The following is an 18612-nucleotide window of genomic DNA, read 5'->3' on the forward strand; positions in this document are numbered from 1 at the left end:
CAATAGGCAGTCCTCTTCTTTGCCGGATTGCCCATGAAATCGCCCGCTGCGTGGCTGTGCTGCCTGTTGCTGACCTCGCCGGCCTGGGCTGCGGATGCGGTTGTCAGCGGCAAGGTCTACCTGGAACGCGACGGCAGGCCCGGCCGTGGTGCGACCGACCCGGGCCTGGCCGGGGTGCAGGTGTCCAACGGCGAGCGCATCGTGAAGACCGCAGCCGATGGCAGCTACAGCCTGCCCGTGCGCGAGGGCCAGACGGTGTTCGTGATCAAGCCGGATGCGTACGCGTTCCCGAAGGCGAGCGACGGGCTGCCGTCGTTCTGGCGTCATTTCCAGCCCAACGGCTCGCCTGCACTGAAGTACGGTGGCATCGCCGCAACCGGCGATGCCACCCGCAACTGGGACTTCGCGCTGCAGACGGATCGTCATGACAGCCGGCGTGGTTTCCAGATGCTGGTGTTCACTGATTCACAGACCGCAAGCCTCAAGGACATCGGCTACTACCAGCAGTCCATCGTGGCGCCGCTGGTCGGCCAGACCCGGGCGCGGCTTGGCACGACGCTCGGCGATATCGTCAATGATGACCTGACGCTGTATCCGGCCATCAACAAGGTCACCACGCAGCTGGGCGTGCCGTGGTTCCATGTGCCGGGCAACCACGATCTCGATTTCGATGCCGCCGTCGACGAGCATTCGCTGGACAGCTGGCGCAACGTCTACGGCCCGGACACGTACGCCGTGGAGGAGGGCGGTGCCAGCTTCGTGTTCCTCGACGATGTGGTGTATGACCCGAAGGCGAGGCCGAGCTACGTCGGTGGCCTGCGCGAGGATCAGTTCGCGTTCCTTGCCGCCTACCTCAAGGGTCTGCATCGCGACCGCCTGCTGGTGCTGGGCATGCACATTCCGCTGTTCGATGCGGCGCCGGGTCGCGAGAGCTTCCGGCACGCCGACCGGCAGCGCCTGTTCGACCTGCTGAAGGACTTCCGCAACGTGCTGGTCCTGAGCGGCCACAGCCACACCCAGCAGCATGTCTACCATGGCAAGGCCGAGGGCTGGCACGGCGAAAAACCGCTGCACGAGTACAACGTCGGTGCCAACTGCGGCGCGTTCTGGTCCGGTGTGAAGGATGCTGCCGGTGTGCCGGACAGCACCATGAGCGACGGCACGCCAAAGGGCTACGCGTTGCTGGATGTGGCTGGCAACGGCAGCTATCGCCTGCAGTATCGCGTGGCCGGCGCGCCAGCCAGCGAACAGATCGGCCTGCATGCGCCGAAGGTGCTGCGCCAGGGCGCGTATCCGGCGTGGGGCGTGTACGCCAACGTGTACATGGGTGAGGACGCGAGCGTGGTCGAGTACCGCGTGGACGGTGGGGCATGGCAGCCGATGAAGCAGGTCCGCCAGCCCGACCCGCGGCTGCTGGTGGAGAATGCGGCGGACGACCTGTCCAGCGTGCTGCGCGGTTACGATCGCTCGCCGGAGGCCACCGCTTCGCCGCATCTGTGGCGCGGCGCGCTGCCCACCCACCTGGCCGTGGGCGACCACAGGATCGACGTGCGTTCGACCCAGCCGGATGGTGCGGTATTCACCGCCACCACCCGTTATAGTCTGCAGACCGCAGAGCCCTGATCCGCAGGTGCCGCTGCGCGCTGCGTCCGGGCTGCCGCCACCCGGGCGCTGCGGACAAGGCCATGGCAGGGCCGGCATGCCGGCGCCGCGCCGCGCTAGGCAAAGCGACCCTGATGCCTGAGAATCGGTGCGATTCAATCGATTCAAGCAGGCCAGAGTGACCATCGCAGCAGTGCCCCCGGTTTCCACCGACTCCTCCCGCGGCGGTCTTCCGCGAAGCCTGGTCGTCGCCGATGTCGGCGGTACCTTTGCCCGTCTGGCGCTGGCTGAAACGCTGCCCGGGCAGGCGCCACGGCTGGGCAGTCATCGCACCTACGCGTGTGCCGATCATTCCAGCCTGGCGGCGATTCTGGCCGACTTCACCCGGAGCCTCGCACTGCCGGTGCGGTCGGCGGTGGTCGCCATCGCCGGCCTGCTCGATGGCGATGTGCTGATCAATGCCAATCTGCCGTGGACGGTGTCGTTGTCCGCCACCCGCGCACAGTCCGGTCTGGACGATCTGCAGCTGATCAATGATTTCGAGGCGGTGGCACTGGCCATTCCCTACCTGCAGGCCGACACCCTGGTTCCATTGAACGGCGATGCCGACCCGGCGACGGCGTTCCCGGCGCTGGTGCTGGGGGCCGGTACCGGCCTGGGCGCGGCGCTGCGCTTCGCCGATGGCGGGCGTCCGGTGCTGCCCAGCGAGATCGGCCACGCTGCCCTGGGGGCTGGCAACGCGCTGGAGCTGGAGGTGCTGGGCAGGCTGCTGCAGCGGTGGCCACATGTGGACAACGAGCGTGTGCTGTCCGGCAGCGGTCTGATGAATCTGTATCCGTGCCTGTGCGAGCTGCGTGGCGTCACTCCGGTGTGGTCCAGCACCGAAGCGCTGATCGGCGCCGCACGCAGCGGCGAAGACGCACTTGCAGTGGAGACGCTGCAGGTGTTCTGCGCCTGGCTGGGCAGCCTGGCCGGCGATGCCGCCATCGCCGTGGGGGCCCGCTCGGTGTACCTGGCGGGCGGCATTTCCACCCACGTGCAGGATTTCCTCGCCGATGGCCGCTTCCGCGAGCGCTTCCTCAACAAGGGCGTGCTGGCAGAAGTGCTGCGGCAGGTGCCGGTATGGCGGGTCGAACACGGCCAACTGGGCGTGCTGGGCGCCGCCGTCTGGCATGCGGCGCGGTACCCCGTACACGATTGATCGGTGCTGCCGGCATCGGGCCGGCGACACGTTGCAGACTGGGAGGCAACATGGTGGATCGCAGGCAGTTCCTGCAGGCCGGAGCGCTGGCCGCAGGCATGGCCGCCCTGCCGGGCGTACAGGCACGTGTGCAGGGCGGAGCGAAGGTGGTCTCGACCTGGGATTTCGGAGTGCCGGCCAACCAGGCGGCATGGAAGGTCCTGTCGCAGGGTGGCAGTGCCCTGGATGCAGTGGAGGCCGGCGCACGCTGGGCCGAGAGCGAGCTGTGCAATCCCACCGTGGGCCATTGCGGCAATCCGGACCGGGACGGCGTGCTGAGCCTGGACGCCAGCATCATGGACGGCGATGGCCGCTGCGGTGCGGTGGCCGCGCTGGTCGACATCCTGCACCCGGTGTCGGTGGCCCGCAAAGTGATGGAGAACAGCCCGCACGTGTTGCTGGTGGGTGAAGGGGCGCAGCAGTTCGCCGTGCAGCAGGGCTTCGAGCGCAGGCGTCTGCTGACGCCGCAGGCCGAAGCGGCCTGGCGCGAGTGGTTGAAGACCGAGAAGTACCAGCCCCAGATCAACGCCGAGCGACGTGGCCTTCCCGGCAACAGCGACAACCACGACACCATCGGCATGCTGGCACTGGATGCCCGGGGCCATCTTGCCGGTGCGTGTACCACCAGCGGCATGGCCTGGAAACTGCACGGCCGGGTCGGCGACAGTCCGATCATCGGCGCCGGCCTGTACGTCGACAACGAGGTCGGTGCCGCCACCGCATCGGGCGTGGGCGAAGAGATGATCCGCAATGCGGCCTCTTTCCTGGTGGTCGAGCTGATGCGCCGGGGTCGAACGCCCGCCCAGGCCTGCCGTGAGGCAATCGACCGCGTGGTACGCAAGCGTCCCGAGGCAAGCAGGACCCTGCAGGTGTGCTTCCTGGCCATGAACAAGCAGGGCGAGGTGGGCGCCTATGCGCTGCATCGCGGTTTCGTCTATGCCGTCTGCGATGCGCAGCGCCAGGATGACCTGCGCGATTCGCCGTCGATCTACACGAGCACGCAGGCGTGAGCACGCGGCTCACCCTGGAGATCGCCAGCAACTCGCTGGCTTCGGCGTTGGCCGCGCAGGCCGGTGGTGCCGACCGCATCGAACTGTTCGACAACCTTGCCGAGGGCGGCACCACACCGTCGTTCGCCAGCATCGCCATGGCCCGCGAACGCCTGTCGATTCCGCTGTTCGTGCTGGTGCGGCCGCGGCCGGGCGATTTCCACTACGACGCCCTGGAGGCCGAGCTGATGCTGCGCGATATCGCACAGTGCCGTGCGCTGGGCTGCGATGGCGTGGTGATCGGTGCGTTGGACCGGCAGGGCGATATCGATCTGCCCCTGTGCCGCGTGCTCATCCAGGCGGCGGGTCCGCTGCAGGTGACGTTCCACCGTGCCTTCGACGCCGCGCGTGACCTTCCGGCGGCGTTGGAGCAGGTGATCGCTCTGGGGTGTAGCCGTGTATTGACGTCCGGCGGACAGGCCAGCGCGGTTGCCGGTGTCGACGTGCTGGAAGGCCTGGTCGCCCGGGCGGCGGGGCGCATCAGCGTGATGGCGGGTGCTGGCCTGAACCCGGCCAACATCGCTGCGGTGGCGCGGCACAGCGGTTGCGTTGAGCTGCACGCGTCGGCCAAGAGCCGCCGGCACTCGGCCATGCAGTTCCACAACCCGGCACTGCGCGGGCTGGACCCGCACTGGGATCAGACCGATGCCGCAATCGTGGCGGGGCTGCGGCGGGCGCTGGACGGCGATCTGTCCTGATACCGGGCGAAGTCGGTTCCGCGCGGGTCTGCCGCTCGCGTGTCATCAGTTCATCTCCGGCCTGCGGCGACCAACCTGCGCAAGCCACTGATTCATCTACTTTTCAAGCGGGGAGGGCAGCGGATCCGCAGCGGCGTGTTGCGCCGCGGAATGCTCTCTCCGGTTCAGCCGTGCTTTAGTTTGGATCGATCCACAGGGGGGCGTCGGAATCGGCTTGAACCGAGTCCGGCACCTGGATCTTCCGTAGTGCCGCGCCACCACCCATCCGTGCGACCACACCCTCCGAGAGTGACCACATGGCTCAGTTCGTCCGCAATCGTCGTCACCTGCTGTCCCAGGCCCTGGTCCTGGCCCTGCTTCCGCTGGCTGCCAATGCACAGGAAGTCTCAGGTTCGTCCACCAAGGATCTCGACGCGGTCACCGTCACTGGCTCGCGCATCAAGCGTGCCAGCGTCGAAGGCCCAGCTCCCGTCAACGTGATCACCGCGCAGCAGATCCAGAAGGAAGGCTTTGTCAGCGTGTACGATGCGCTGAAGACATTGACCGAAGCCACCGGCACCGTGGAGGCGGCGTCGCAGTGGGGCTCGCACACGCCCAACGCCAGCGGCCTGAATCTGCGCGGAATGGGCCCCAACCGCTCACTGCTGCTGGTCAATGGCCGTCGCGTGGCCGACTACCCGTTGCCCTATGGCGGGGAGACCAATTTCTCCAACTACGGCAACATTCCCGCCGCTGCGGTGGAGCGCATCGAGGTCCTGACCGGCGGCGCCTCTGCGATCTACGGCTCGGATGCCATTGCAGGCGTGGTCAACGTCATCCTGAAGACCCACTACGACGGCGACGAAGTACGCGTGCGCGGCGGCACCTCCACTGAAGGTGGTCGCGATACCTGGGATCTGTCGTGGGCGGGTGGCAGGACCGGAGACAACTGGAGCGTGACCTACGCGCTGCAGTACACCAAGCGCGATCCGCTGTTCGGCCGTGACCGGCCGCAGATGGATGATGCCGATGATGCGCCGCGCCCCTCCTGGAACATGGAACAGCGCAAGGTCGGTTTCCGTCCTACCGCCGGCCTGGCCCTGATCGACCCGGGTACCGGCCAGCGACTGGCGCCGCCGACCGGCACCTGCGAGAAGTTCGACGGCGAGTACTACACCGCCGATCGACTGGTCTACAACTACAACACCGATACGATCACCAATACCGGGCAGTTGTGTGGCATGACGGCCGACTATGCCAACTGGCTGCTGACCGGTGGTGCCGAGAATGTGTCCGGCAATCTGTATGCCACGTTCGATTTCGACAGCGACCTGCAGGGCTGGACCAACCTGGCGGTGTACCGGTCGGAGGCGATCTGGGGGACCAATCCGCCCAGCGTGACGCTCATCGATGATGACAACGGCTACTACTGGGATGCCAACCGCAACCGCGCGATCCTGGGCGTGCGCCAGTTCACGCCCAACGAAGTGGGCGGCCTGGACACCCTGCGCAACACCAACCGCGAGCTGTCCTGGGACTGGAGTGCAGGCCTGCGCGGGCGCCTGGCGGACCGCTTCGACTGGAGTGCCACCATCGGCCGTTCCTACTACCGCGTGGAAGAGCGGCAGAATGTAGTGGACGAGCAGAAGTCCTATGACTTCTTCCTCGGCCCGCGCCTGGGTACGACGGCGGATGGTGAAGCGATCTACGCACTGGACGAAGCACGCTGGTGGAACCCGCTCACGCCGGACCAGTACTGGCAGATGGGTACGGTGGCGAAGAACCGTGCGTCTTCCTGGGTCAACCAGGCGTCGGCGGACATCACCGGTGAGTTGTTCCAGGGCTGGGCGGGGCCTGTTTCGTTCGCGGCGGTGGCCGAGGTGGCGCAACAGGGATATCACCTCGCTCCCGACCCTCGCGCCGGCATCGATTTCGACCTGCAGAACGTTGATCGCGGTGGCGGCGAGCGCACGCGCTACTCGGCGGGCGTGGAGTTCAAGATTCCACTGCTGGACAGCGTGATCGCCACCGCGGCGGCACGCTATGACCGTTACGGCAGTTACAAGGCCGACGCCAATGCAGAGGCGCTGGACATCGGCAGCCAGAAGGAGACCACCTGGAATGTCGGTCTGGAATGGCGGCCGGTGGAGTCGCTGCTGGTACGCGGTTCCTACGCCACCAGCTTCCACGCGCCTGACATGCACTACCTGCTGGGGCAGCCCAGCAGTTCCGAGGTGCAGACCTATGACCGCCTGCGTTGCATCGAAAGCGGTGCCTATCTGGTCAACAACTGTGGAGTGGGCAATACCGATGTCTGGTACACGTTCGACGTGAATCGTCGCGGTACTCCGCTGCTGCGCTCGGAAACGGGGGATTCATGGACGGTCGGATTCGTCTGGGATGTGATGTCCAATCTTTCGATCAGTGCCGACTACTGGGCGATCAAGCTGGAGGACATGATCGTCGATGTCGGCGCCGACGAGGTGCTGGCCAGCGAAGCGGGCTGCCGCACGGGACTGAACATCGACGGCACGCCGTGGGCCAATCCGGCCGGTGCCGACTACTGCGCCGGCATCCTCGCGCGCGTGAACCGCGACAGCAATGGCCGCCTGGTGTCGATCGAGCGGGGGCCGTTCAACCTGGCCAGCCGGGAGGTCCGCGGTATCGACCTGACCGCGCGTTACCGGTGGGACAGCGCGGCATGGGGAAGCTTCCAGTTCGGCGTGAACTACACCAACCAGCTGTCGACCAAGGAGCAGCGCTATGCCGCGGATCCGAATCCGCAGCGCCGTGACCGCGACCTGCGCAGCAAGCTGCGAGCGAGCCTGGCCTGGCAGCGTGGTCACTGGAACGCGAATGTGTACGCCGACCGCATCGGCTCGGTGCCGGGCGTGCGTTACCACTGGGGCACCGACCGCCTGGACAATCCCGGCGGCTGCCTGCCGTTCGCCGATGGCTACGTACCCAGCGACAGTCCTTCGCTGGACTGCCTGGAACCTGCCACGCGTCCCGATGGTTCGCCGAATCCGAATCCGAACGCCGGCCAGCGCACGGCGCGCTACTACGGCCGGGTTGGACCGTTCATCACCTGGAACGTCAATGTGGGCTATCAGGTGACTGAACGCGCCAAGGTCAATGTGTACGTCAACAACGTCTTCAACTCGGCCAGCTGGAACCACAAGGATCCCTACAAGCTGGACTACGATTTCGCGCCGACCCGGTTGCTCGGTGCGGTCGGCCGCGAGTTCGCGCTGGAATACGTGTTCACGTTCTGAGCCCGCGCCATGGATCCACCCTCGACCGGTGGATCCATGCCCCGCGGATGAACTGACCGCTGGGCCGCCGGACAGGACAGGCTGGATTTGACCTTCCCACGATGGCAAGGTTTAGCCTGTTCCGGTCCAGAAGGAACCCGGGAATCCAGTCATGAGCCTGCCGCACGCCACCACCGCCGCTTCCGTGCCTGATCCGATCAGCCTGCCCATCGAAGGCATGACCTGCGCGAGCTGCGTAGGCCGGGTCGAGGCCGCGCTGGCCAAGGTGGAGGGGGTCGGCAGCGTCTCGGTGAACCTGGCCACGGAACGTGCCGATATCCGTCCGTCGGGGCCGGTGGACCGCGCCGCCTTGATCCAGGCGGTGCACAAGGTCGGCTATGAGGTTGCGGCCACAACCGTGGAGCTGGCCGTGGAGGGCATGACCTGCGCGTCCTGCGTGGGCCGGGTCGAACGCGCACTGCTGGCCGTGCCGGGCGTGAGCGCGGCGAGCGTCAACCTGGCCACCGAGCGTGCCACCGTTCGCGGCGCAGCAGACGTGGAGGCGCTGCTGGCGGCGATCGACAGGGCGGGCTACGGCGCTCGTCTTCTCGATGGCAGCGCGCAGGCCGATGACGGCGGGGAGAAGAAGGACGTCGAGCGTGCTGAACTCAAACACGCGCTGATACTGGCCAGCGTGCTGGCCCTGCCGGTGTTCATACTGGAGATGGGATCGCATCTGATCCCGGGCATGCACCACTGGGTGATGTCGACCATCGGGTTGCAGGCCAGCTGGTATGTGCAGTTCGTGCTGACCACGCTGGTTCTCGTGATTCCCGGCCGGCGCTTCTACCAGAAGGGCATTCCGGCACTGCTGCGTTTGGCACCGGACATGAACTCGCTGGTCGCGGTGGGCACCGCGGCGGCGTTCGGCTACTCGGTGATCGCGACCTTCGCACCGCGGCTGCTGCCGCCCGGCACGGTGAACGTCTATTACGAAGCTGCGGCGGTGATCGTCGCGCTGATCCTGCTGGGCCGCTTTCTCGAGGCGCGTGCCAAGGGCCGTACGTCGGAAGCCATCAAGCGGCTGGTCAAGCTCCAGGCCAAGGTCGCCCACGTAGTACGCGATGGTCGGGTGGTCGACGTCCCGGTGGGCGAGGTGGTCAGTGGCGACCTCGTGGAAATACGTCCTGGCGAACGCGTCCCGGTGGATGGCGAGGTGATCGAGGGGCGCAGCTTCGTCGATGAGTCGATGATCAGCGGTGAGCCGGTTCCGGTTGAAAAGGCATCGGGCGCGGCCGTGGTCGGTGGTACGGTCAACCAGCAGGGAGCACTGACCGTGCGTGCCACGGCGGTAGGTGCGCAGACCGTGCTTGCGCAGATCATCCGCCTGGTTGAACAGGCACAGGGGTCGAAACTGCCGATCCAGGCCGTGGTGGACAGGGTCACGCTGTGGTTCGTGCCTGCGGTGATGCTGGCCGCGTTGGCCACCTTCGTGGCGTGGCTGCTGCTCGGGCCGTCCCCGGCGCTTACCTTCGCCCTGGTCAATGCCGTGGCCGTGCTGATCATTGCGTGCCCCTGTGCGATGGGGCTGGCAACGCCGACCTCGATCATGGTCGGCACCGGGCGGGGCGCGGAGATGGGCGTGCTGTTCCGCAAGGGCGAAGCGCTGCAGCTGCTGAAGGATGTGCAGGTGGTGGCGGTGGACAAGACCGGCACGCTGACCGAGGGCCGTCCGCGCCTGACCGATTTCGAGATCACGGACGGTTTCGATCGCAGCACGGTGCTGGCGGCGGTTGCCGCGGTGGAATCGCGCTCTGAACATCCGATCGCCCGTGCCATCGTTGATGCAGCCAGCGAGCAGGGCATCGCGCCGCCATCGATGGTTGATTTCGAATCGGTCACCGGCATGGGCGTGCGGGCCAGCGTTGAAGGCGCGCGGGTGGAGGTTGGCGCGGACCGCTTCATGCGTGGTCTTGGGGTGGACATTACCGCATTCGCCGCAGTTGCAGCCGAACTCGGCACGCAGGGCAAGTCGCCGCTGTATGCCGCCATTGACGGTCGCCTGGCCGCAATCATCGCGGTGTCCGATCCGATCAAACCGAGCACCCCGGCCGCGATCGCGGCACTGCATCAGTTGGGACTGAAGGTGGCGATGATCACCGGCGACAATGCGCGCACCGCACAGGCGATCGCACGCCAGCTGGGCATCGACGAGGTCGTGGCCGAAGTGCTGCCCGAAGGCAAGGTGGAGGCGGTGCGACGCCTCAAGGCTGCGCACGGTCACGTCGCCTTCGTCGGCGACGGCATCAACGATGCGCCGGCGCTGGCGGAGGCGGATGTGGGCCTGGCCATCGGCACCGGTACCGATGTGGCGGTGGAATCGGCCGATGTAGTGCTGATGTCCGGCAGTCTGCTGGGCGTGCCCAATGCCATCGCGCTGTCCAGGGCCACCCTTGGCAACATCCGGCAGAATCTGTTCTGGGCCTTCGCCTACAACACCGCTCTGATTCCGGTGGCCGCCGGCGTGCTGTATCCGGCTTTCGGCATCCTGCTGTCGCCGGTATTCGCCGCCGGTGCGATGGCACTGTCCAGCGTGTTCGTGCTGGGCAATGCACTGCGCCTGCGTCGCTTCCGGGCGCCGATGGCCGACGCCGCCAGCCACTGAAAAGGAGACTGTCTTGAACATCGGTGAGGCCGCGAAGGCATCGAGCGTTTCGGCGAAGATGATCCGCTACTACGAGCAGATCGGGCTGATTCCTGCTGCCGACCGTACGGCATCCGGCTACCGGGCCTATTCGCACGCCGACGTGCATCGACTGCGGTTCATACGCCGCGCGCGGGACCTGGGATTCTCGGTCGCGGAGATCACGGATCTGCTGGGCCTGTGGAACGATACCTCGCGCCACAGCGCCGACGTCAAGCGCCTGGCCGAGCAGCACATCGATGATCTCGAGCAGCGCATCGACCACATGCGGCAGATGGCCGATACGCTGAAGTCGCTGATCAGCTGCTGTGCGGGCGACGAGCGGCCGGAGTGCCCGATCCTGCAGCGGCTGGAGGAGGGCGAGGAAGGCGCGGAGCCAGTCGCGGCGCGGCGGCGGCAGGCGCGCCGGAGCTGAGCCGCGGGGCGCAGGGGCCTTCGCACCTGCGCGGCGGGAGTGCTGTGGCTCCTTCAGAAGGACGTGAGCATCGCCCGGAGCCGGGCGATCAGGCGGTGCGCGGCGGGAAGCCTGCGTCCTTCACAGCGGCGAAGATCTCCGCTTCGCTGGCCGTGGTCTGCACCTGCACGCGGCCTGTCGGCGGATCGGCGACCACGCGGGCCTGCGGATCAACGCTCTGGATCGCGCGGGTCACGCTGCGCGCGCATCCGCCGCAGGTCATGCCGTCAACATGGAAGTCCATCTGTAGCTCCTTCGGTTCCGGGGAATGCAGCCAGTGTGCACCTTCCAACGATGGCAGGGTCAAGTGAAGCCTCCGCGGTGCCCATGAAAAACGGCAGCCACCTGTACCAGCGTGGCTGCCGTGGAGGAATGTCCCCGCGCCAGGCGGGGCGACTGCCTTAGAACTTCCAGGTCGCGCCGAAGTACAGCTGGCGGCCCGCGTAGGTATTGGAGATCAGGCGGGCCTTGGTGTCATTGCCCAGATGCACGCGCTGCTCGGACTTGGTGGCGTTGATCACCGACGCGGTCAGGGTCCACTCCGGGGTGAGGTTGTAGGCCACGTTGAGATCAAGCTGGTCGTACGGCTCGGTGTAGACCGTCATGCCGTTGTTCAGTCCGCCGACCACCTGGCCGCGACGGTTGTACGAGGCGCGGGCAAGGAACTTGTCGTTCTCGTAGAACACCGTCACGTTGGCCTGGTTCTTGGCGCTGCCGACCAGCGGCGACGAGCCGATGTTCTGCCCATCCAGCACGATCGAGGCCAGGTTGGTGTCGTTGTAGGTGTAGTTCGCCTGCACGCCGACGCCGAAATCGAAGGTGTACTGGCCGTACAGCTCCACGCCCTGCGACACACCGTCCTGGCCGTTGGCACGGGTCTCGTAGTCCTGCACGGTCACGGTTTCGCCACCGACCTGCATCTGCATGTCGCGCACGACAGGCACGGTGAAGTTGTCCACGTTCTTGCGGAACAGGCCCACGCCGGCCACCGCGCCAGGCTGGAAGTACCACTCCAGGCCGAGGTCGAACTGGGTGGCCTCAAAGGGTTCAAGCTGCTTGTTGCTGCCGTCGCCGGTCCAGCCCGGGGTCGGTGCACCGCCGGCCACGCGGCGGTCATTGACGTACTCCTCGCTGTAGTAGCGCAGGCTGCCCGGAGCGCCGATCTCGGTGTAGCCGGGGCGTGCGATGACCTTCGAGGCGGCACCGCGCAGCAGCAGGGTATCGGTGATGTCCCAGGCGATGTTGAAGCTCGGCAGGACGTCGGTGTAGGTGCGGTCCACGCCCAGCAGCTCGAAACTCTTGCTCTGTGCCAGGTTGTACGGCAGGCGCACGAAACCGCTCTCGCAGCTGTAGTTCGGGTAGGCCGCCGCGGCCGGGTCGGAGCACGCCATCGGTGCGCCTGCGGCGTTGTCGAGGAAGTAGTCGTCGAAACGCTCGATCGAATCGGTGGACTGCGCCAGCTGCTTGGTGCGCACCACGCGCACGCCCACGTTGCCGCGCACCCGCTCGGTGCGGAAGTTGGCCTGGAAGTAGCCCGAGTAGATCTTCTCGTTGACGTTGTAGATGAAGTCGTCCTCGACACGGTTGTGCGAACCGCCGTAGGTCTTGTTCAGGTAATCGATGTAGGCCGGATAGTTGATGCCCGGGAACACGTTGGTATTGAAGCCGCCGGGGATGTTGCTGATCGGGTTGGACAGGAAGAAGCCGGGCTGGGCGATATTGGCCGTAGGGTCGCAGCCGCTCTGGTAGCGGTTGTTGTCGTAGTCCGACGGGTCTCGGCCCTGGCACACCCAGTAGGTATTGCCGGTGTTGCGGTGCACCGTGCCGTCACGATACTTGGCACCGAACTGGATCGAGTCCAGCCAGCCGGATTCGAACAGCTTGGTGACATCGGCCTGGAAATAGTTCTGCTTGATCTCGGTCTGCTTCCAGGACGAGTCGGTCGAACCGGTGTCGATCTCGGCGATGCCGGCCATGAGCTGCTGCTGCAGGTCGGGAGCGAAGGTGCCCGACGGCGTGCCGGTCAGGTCCCAGGAGGTGCTGCTGGACGATTCCCACACGCCATTGGTCTGCCGACGCGGTTTGGCCGACATGCGGAAGTTCATCGAGGGACCGCCTTCGGACCAGGTACGGCCGCCGGTGAACGACGCCTTCCACAGCGGGCTGATGTCCCAGTCGATGCTGAGGTCGGCGGTCTGCGAGAGCGCCTTTTCGCGGCTGTAGCCGCCGGTGAGCTGCGGGGTCGGAATGGTGCAGTCATCGGGGCCCCAGCCCCCCGGCTCGAGCCCGGCCGCTTCGGCCTCGGCTTCATTGCAGTAATAGGTCTTGCCGGCCAGCTTCTCGAACTGCGCGCCGGTGACGACGGTGCCGCTGGGATCGAAGTCCAGCCCGTTGAGCATGCGGCCGCCGGCCCAGTTGCCGTCACCATTGAAGCGGGCCATGCTCCACTCCGGCACCTTCAGCATGTGCTGGGCGTAGTTGCCCTCCAGCTCGAAGCGGAAGTAGTTGGCCGTCATGGTCACGTTGTCGACCGGCTTGAACTGGAAGGTCAGCTGCCCGCCCTTGCGCTCGCGCGTTTCCTCCTTCACCGCGAAATTGACCGAGGTCGGCATGAAGAAGTCGGTGTAGTTGCGACCGTTCTGGTTGTTGAAGCCGGAGTTGCCCCACCAGTACTCGATGCCGTCCTGCAGCATGGGGTTGCCATGCACGTCGCGCGCATCGGTATCGGTGCCGTACCACTGATAGTTCTCGGTGGTGACTTCCATGGTGCGGCTGGTGCGCTTCTGCTGGGTCACGCCGACCAGCACGCCGAAACGCTCGTCCTTGCTGTGCCACGAGTACAGTGCGGAGGCCTGCGGATCGATGTCGTGACTGGTATCCGACGAGGTGCCTTCGAGGGTGACGAAGCCCGAGTTGGACTCCATGTCCAGAGGGCGCCGGGTGTGCAGGATGACCGTGCCGCCGATGCCGCCTTCATCGATGCGCGCTTCCGGCGATTTGAACAGCTCGGCGCTGGACAGCATGTTGGACGGCAGAAGGGTGTAGTTGAAAGAGCGGGTCGCCTCGTCGTTGGTCTCGGAGGTGGCGACGTAGTTGCCGTTCAACTGGGTCAGCGTAAGGTCTGCAGCGAGGCCGCGCACGCTGACCGTCTTGCCTTCGCCGCCGTCGCGGGTGATGACCACGCCCGGTACGCGCTGCAGCGCGTCGGCCACGTTCTTGTCGGGGAACTTGCCGACGTCTTCGGCCGTGATTACTTCGACCACGGCGTTGGCGTCGCGCTTCTGCTCAAGGCTCTTTTCGATGGCGTAGCGGTAGCCGGTGACCTGGACGCTGTCCAGCGTGGTGGCGTCGGGCGTGCCGGTGGTGGCCTGCTGCGCGGCGGCGCCCGCCGGCAGGACGGCGGCGGCCAATGCCAGCGCGATGGCCAGCGACAGCGCGTCCTGGCCATGCATGCGTATTGAGTGACTCATTCCCATCTCTCCCTCTCTCCTGGATTGATCCGGTGACGTGTGACGTGGTGCGGATGACTTGAATCGATCTAATCTGTGGTGATGCCGGTGCGGTCGCTACGCAGTTGCAACTGCATCCTGTGTCTGTGCCGGCCCGTCCTGTCGCTGCTTCCCCAAACTCCCGGCCACCGCAACGTCGTCTTGGATCGATCTAAGCGATGGGCGGGCGTTTTTTAGCATGGGTTGCCCGTCGGCGCATGCTGCTGCGCAATATGGTATTGCCGTGGCGGGGGCATGACGTTTTTCTGAATCGGCTGGAAACGTTTTCTCGCGCGATTCCCCGGCAGGCCGGCCAAGAGGCCGCGCGGCGGGACGTATGCTGCGGCGCAGAATGCATTGGCGCGAATCGCCATGCTCTACTTGAATCGATCTAAATTCACGGTTGCGCGGGTCTCGCGCCATTCCACGGGGAGCAGGCTGCCTGCAGGCAGCGCTCAGCGGAAGGCGTTGCAGGCTCCAGCCGTCTGCCACCGCACCATCGACCACAGGAACCCGACATGCGCCCAGTGCCGTCCGCTCCCGCTGTCCCCTCGACGCCGCGCCCGTTGACGCGATTGGCCTGGCTGCTCGCACTGGCGATGTCGCCGGTGCTGCTGCAGGCCGCCCCGGCCGCACTCGAGCGCGAGGTGAACACCTTCATCGGCAGCAAGGACGATGGCAACACGTTCCCGGGCGCCTCGGCACCCTTCGGCCTGATCCAGGTCAGCCCCATCGGCAGCCACTATTCGGGGTGGCGCTACGACGACGAGAAGATCCGTGGCTTCGGCCACTCCTTCCTGTCCGGTGCCGGGTGCTGGGAGCAGGGCGGCCAGGTCTCGGTCCTGCCCGTGACCGGCAGCATCGGTCCCGGTGGCGATTTCGACACCGCCGACGCCAAGAGCTTCAACCACAAGACCTATGCCGCGTCGTACACGCATGACGGCGAAATCGGCCAGGCCGGCTACTACAAGGTGCGCCTGACCAGCTACGGTGGCGTCGATGCCGAGGCGACCGCGCGCACCCGTGCCGCCGCCGAGCGCTACACCTTCAGCCAGCGAAGCGGCGATGGCCACGTGCTGGTGAATGTCGGCCAGGCGAATGAACGCCATTCGGTGATCGGCAGCGTGATCGACGTGGTCGGCGACCGCGTGGTCGAGGGCAAGCTGGTCACCAAGAGTTTCTGCGGTGGCCACCAGTACACGACGTGGTTCCGCATCGAGTTCGATCGCCCGTTCAAGGCGCATGGGACCTGGGGCGAGGCCGGTGGCCTGCCGGGGGCGCGCCACAGCATGGAAGGCGAGCAGAAGCCGAACGGTGCCTGGTTGAGCTTCGACCTGGCCAAGGGGCAGTCGGTCACGGCGGTGAGCGCGATTTCGCATGTCGATGCCGAAGGCGCGCGCACCAACCTGCGCACCGAGGGCATGCAGGGCGGAGCGCTGATGGGCTTCGACCGCATGCGCGCGCTGTCGCAGCAGGCGTGGCGCGAGGAGCTGGGCCGGGTGCGCGTGCAGGGCGGCAGTGCTGATGACCGCACGGTGTTCTACAGCGCCGCCTACCACGCGCTGCTGCAGCCGCTGACCGGCAGCGATGCCGACGGCCGCTACCGCGGCTACGACGATGGCATCCATCGCGCGGATGGCTGGACCTACTACGAGTACTTCTCGCTGTGGGATACCTACCGTGCGCAGAACCAATGGCTGGCGCTGACCCGCCCCGATGTGGCGCGTGACATCGGCCGCACGCTGCTGGCGATCGACGAGCAGGGGGGCTGGCTGCCACGCTGGGGTTACGCCAACTTTGAGACGAACATCATGACCGGCGATCCGGTGACCCCGTTCATGGTCGACCTGTGGCGTTTCGGTGCGTTCAAGGGCCGTGAATCGCAGGCGTGGGATGCGCTGCGCCGCAATGCGTTCGGCACCCCGCCGTTGAATTCCCGTCATGCGGGCCGGTCGGGCAATCCGACCTATCTGGACAAGGGCTACGTGGTCTACGACCGTGCGTTCCCGTCCAAGGGCATGGACGTCGATCCGCATCACGGCGGCTCGGCCACTCTGGAATATGCACTGGCCGACTGCGCGCTTTCGCAGATGGCCGATGGCCTGGGTCACGCCCGGGATGCGGCGACGCTGCGAGAGCGCGGCCGCAACTGGCGCAAGGTGTGGGACCCGCAGGTCCGCGACGCCGAGACCGGCTTCAGCGGCTTCCCGCGGCCTCGCACCGAGGACGGGCAGTGGTACACCCCGGCCGACGGGCACTACAGCCCACGTTCCCACCACGGCTTCCATGAAGGCACCGCGTGGCAGTACCAGTGGCTGGCGCAGCAGGACATGCCGGGGCTGGTCGAGGCGATGGACGGTCGTGAGCAGGCCGGGCGCCGGCTCGATGCCTTCTTCGCGATGGATGCACTGCAGGCCGACCCGCTCAATGCCGCGCGGCGCGAATGGGTGGTCGGACCCTACAGCTACTACAACCAGTTCCGCTACAACCCGAACAACGAACCCGATCTGCACGCGCCGTGGCTCTACACCCTGATCGGCCAGCCGTGGAAGACCGCCGCGGTGGTGCGGGCCGCGCAGCAGCTGTTCACCAATGCGCCCAATGGCGTGACCGGCAACGACGATCTTGGAACGATGTCGGCGTGGTACCTGTTCAGTGCGATCGGCATGTACCCGGCAGTACCGGGCAGTGGCCAGTTCCTGCTGCATACGCCGCGCTTTGCCCGGGTCGAGGTCGACATGGGCAATGGCCGCACCCTGCGCATCAATGCCGCGGGGGCGGACGGCCGCCGCCTGCAGTACGTGCAGGGCGTGCAGGTCGATGGCCAGGCGCATGCCCCGGTCTGGCTGGACTGGGAGCGCCTGCAGCAGGGCCCGCGCCTGCACTTCGCCCTCGACGCGCAGGCGCCGACCCAGGGGTGGGGCACGGCGGTGAAGGATCTGCCGGTGTCCTGGTGCGCGGCACCTGGCAGCCAGCTGCGTTGATCGGGGCTGTGCCGTTCGCGGCGACCCAGCGAACGGCACGGCACGAGACGGCCGCGATCCATTAGGCTTGAGCCCTCAGCGGAGCCCGGGAATACGATGAACGACAACGGCAGCAGCACTTCCAGCAAACGCGCCGGCAAGGCAGTGACGGTGACCGACATCGCGCGCGCCATCGGCGTATCGCGGGCGACCGTGTCGCTGGTGCTGCGCGGCAGCCCGCTGGTCAACGTCGATACCCGGGCCAAGGTCGAGGCCGAGCTGCGGCGCCAGCGCTATGTCTACAACCGCGCAGCAGCCAACCTGCGGCGGCGCACGTCCTCCAGCATCGCACTGGTGATCAACGACCTGTCCAATCCATTCTTCGCCGAATTCGCCTCCGGCGTCGACGAGGCGCTGGGTGGGCGTGGCTACGTGACCCTGCTGGGCAGCACCGGCGAATCGCCGGAACGCCAGCAGGCGGTGCTGTCCACGCTGATGGAACACACCCCGGCGGGGCTGATCCTGTCGCCGGCCGAAGGCAGCGATGCCACGCAGCTGCGCCAGGCACTGGGAGCCAATGCCAACGTCCTGCTGTTCAACCGTGAGCTGGACGGGGCCGATTGGGACTTCCTGACGCTGGACAACCAGCATGGGGCCTATCTGGCCACCCGCCACCTGATCGAGCGCGGCCATCGCCATATCGCCTTCTTCGGCGGCCACGCGGCGTCCAGTTCCTGCCACCAGCGCCGTGCCGGCTTCCAGCAGGCGCTGGCTGAGGCTGGACTGTCGCTGCCACCCGGCTGGATGATCGAATCGGCGCCGAACCGGCTGGAGGCGGCTGCACGCACCGACGAACTGTTCGCCGATGGCCATCGGCCGAGCGCAGCGGTCTGTTACAACGACACCGTCGCGCTGGGGCTGATGCTGGGCCTGAACTCGCGCGGCATCCGGCCGGGCGGCGATTTCGCTGTCACCGGCTTCGACGATATTTCCGAGGCTTCGGTGGCGGTGCCACCGTTGACGACGCTGACCGCCGACCCGCGCGAGCGTGGCCGGCAGGCGGCGGCACTGCTGCTGCAGCGCCTGGACGAACCGGATGCGCCGCCACGGCGCACGGTGGCTCCGGTGCAGCTGCGGATCCGCGAAAGCAGTGCCGCCCGGCCGACCTGATTTCACTGCCG

At 66.6% G+C, this 18612-nt stretch carries 11 protein-coding genes; 9 read left to right on the top strand and 2 right to left on the bottom strand.

Annotated features, from left to right (window positions below):
• Window positions 1-33 precede the first annotated feature (33 nt).
• From N5J29_RS03920 to cueR, 7 genes are all read left to right on the top strand, one after another.
• Window positions 34-1623 carry a calcineurin-like phosphoesterase family protein gene (locus N5J29_RS03920; protein ID WP_164152295.1) on the top strand — a complete coding sequence of 530 codons (1590 nt, stop codon included), beginning with the start codon at window positions 34-36 and terminating at the stop codon, window positions 1621-1623.
• Window positions 1624-1780: 157 nt separating this feature from the next.
• Window positions 1781-2803, top strand: coding sequence for a glucokinase (locus tag N5J29_RS03925; protein WP_164152293.1), 1023 nt, complete (start codon window positions 1781-1783; stop codon window positions 2801-2803).
• Window positions 2804-2853: 50 nt separating this feature from the next.
• A complete protein-coding gene (locus N5J29_RS03930) occupies window positions 2854-3852 on the top strand; it encodes a N(4)-(beta-N-acetylglucosaminyl)-L-asparaginase (RefSeq protein WP_164152291.1) in 999 nt (332 codons plus the stop codon).
• The gene (locus N5J29_RS03935) at window positions 3849-4589 is read left to right on the top strand and encodes a copper homeostasis protein CutC (protein ID WP_111186557.1); all 741 of its coding nucleotides are present in this window, start codon (window positions 3849-3851) and stop codon (window positions 4587-4589) included. Before N5J29_RS03930 ends, N5J29_RS03935 begins: the two co-directional genes overlap by 4 nt.
• Before the next feature lie 296 nt (window positions 4590-4885).
• On the top strand, window positions 4886-7843 hold the full coding sequence (locus N5J29_RS03940; RefSeq protein ID WP_164152289.1) for a TonB-dependent receptor: 2958 nt from the start codon (window positions 4886-4888) through the stop codon (window positions 7841-7843).
• 151 nt (window positions 7844-7994) lie between these two features.
• Window positions 7995-10487, top strand: coding sequence for a heavy metal translocating P-type ATPase (locus N5J29_RS03945; RefSeq protein ID WP_164152288.1), 2493 nt, complete (start codon window positions 7995-7997; stop codon window positions 10485-10487).
• 13 nt (window positions 10488-10500) lie between these two features.
• Window positions 10501-10941, top strand: a complete 441-nt coding sequence (gene cueR / locus N5J29_RS03950; protein ID WP_053516714.1) for a Cu(I)-responsive transcriptional regulator — start codon at window positions 10501-10503, stop codon at window positions 10939-10941.
• An 88-nt stretch (window positions 10942-11029) separates the two neighbouring features.
• Here cueR and N5J29_RS03955 read toward each other — a convergent pair whose 3' ends face one another.
• Both N5J29_RS03955 and N5J29_RS03960 read right to left on the bottom strand, forming a co-directional pair.
• Complete coding sequence (locus N5J29_RS03955; RefSeq protein WP_053516712.1) at window positions 11030-11224, bottom strand: heavy-metal-associated domain-containing protein; 195 nt, start codon at window positions 11222-11224, stop codon at window positions 11030-11032.
• Window positions 11225-11381: 157 nt separating this feature from the next.
• Window positions 11382-14456 carry a TonB-dependent receptor gene (locus N5J29_RS03960; protein WP_164152286.1) on the bottom strand — a complete coding sequence of 1025 codons (3075 nt, stop codon included), beginning with the start codon at window positions 14454-14456 and terminating at the stop codon, window positions 11382-11384.
• 611 nt (window positions 14457-15067) lie between these two features.
• Between N5J29_RS03960 and N5J29_RS03965 the strand changes: the two genes are divergently transcribed.
• On the top strand, window positions 15068-17452 hold the full coding sequence (locus N5J29_RS03965) for a GH92 family glycosyl hydrolase (protein ID WP_239519800.1): 2385 nt from the start codon (window positions 15068-15070) through the stop codon (window positions 17450-17452).
• A gap of 96 nt (window positions 17453-17548) precedes the next feature.
• Window positions 17549-18601 carry a LacI family DNA-binding transcriptional regulator gene (locus N5J29_RS03970; RefSeq protein ID WP_053516709.1) on the top strand — a complete coding sequence of 351 codons (1053 nt, stop codon included), beginning with the start codon at window positions 17549-17551 and terminating at the stop codon, window positions 18599-18601.
• The last annotated feature ends 11 nt before the right edge of the window (window positions 18602-18612 follow it).

This window comes from Stenotrophomonas sp. GD03680 (genome assembly GCF_029844625.1).
Classification (GTDB): domain Bacteria; phylum Pseudomonadota; class Gammaproteobacteria; order Xanthomonadales; family Xanthomonadaceae; genus Stenotrophomonas; species Stenotrophomonas maltophilia_P.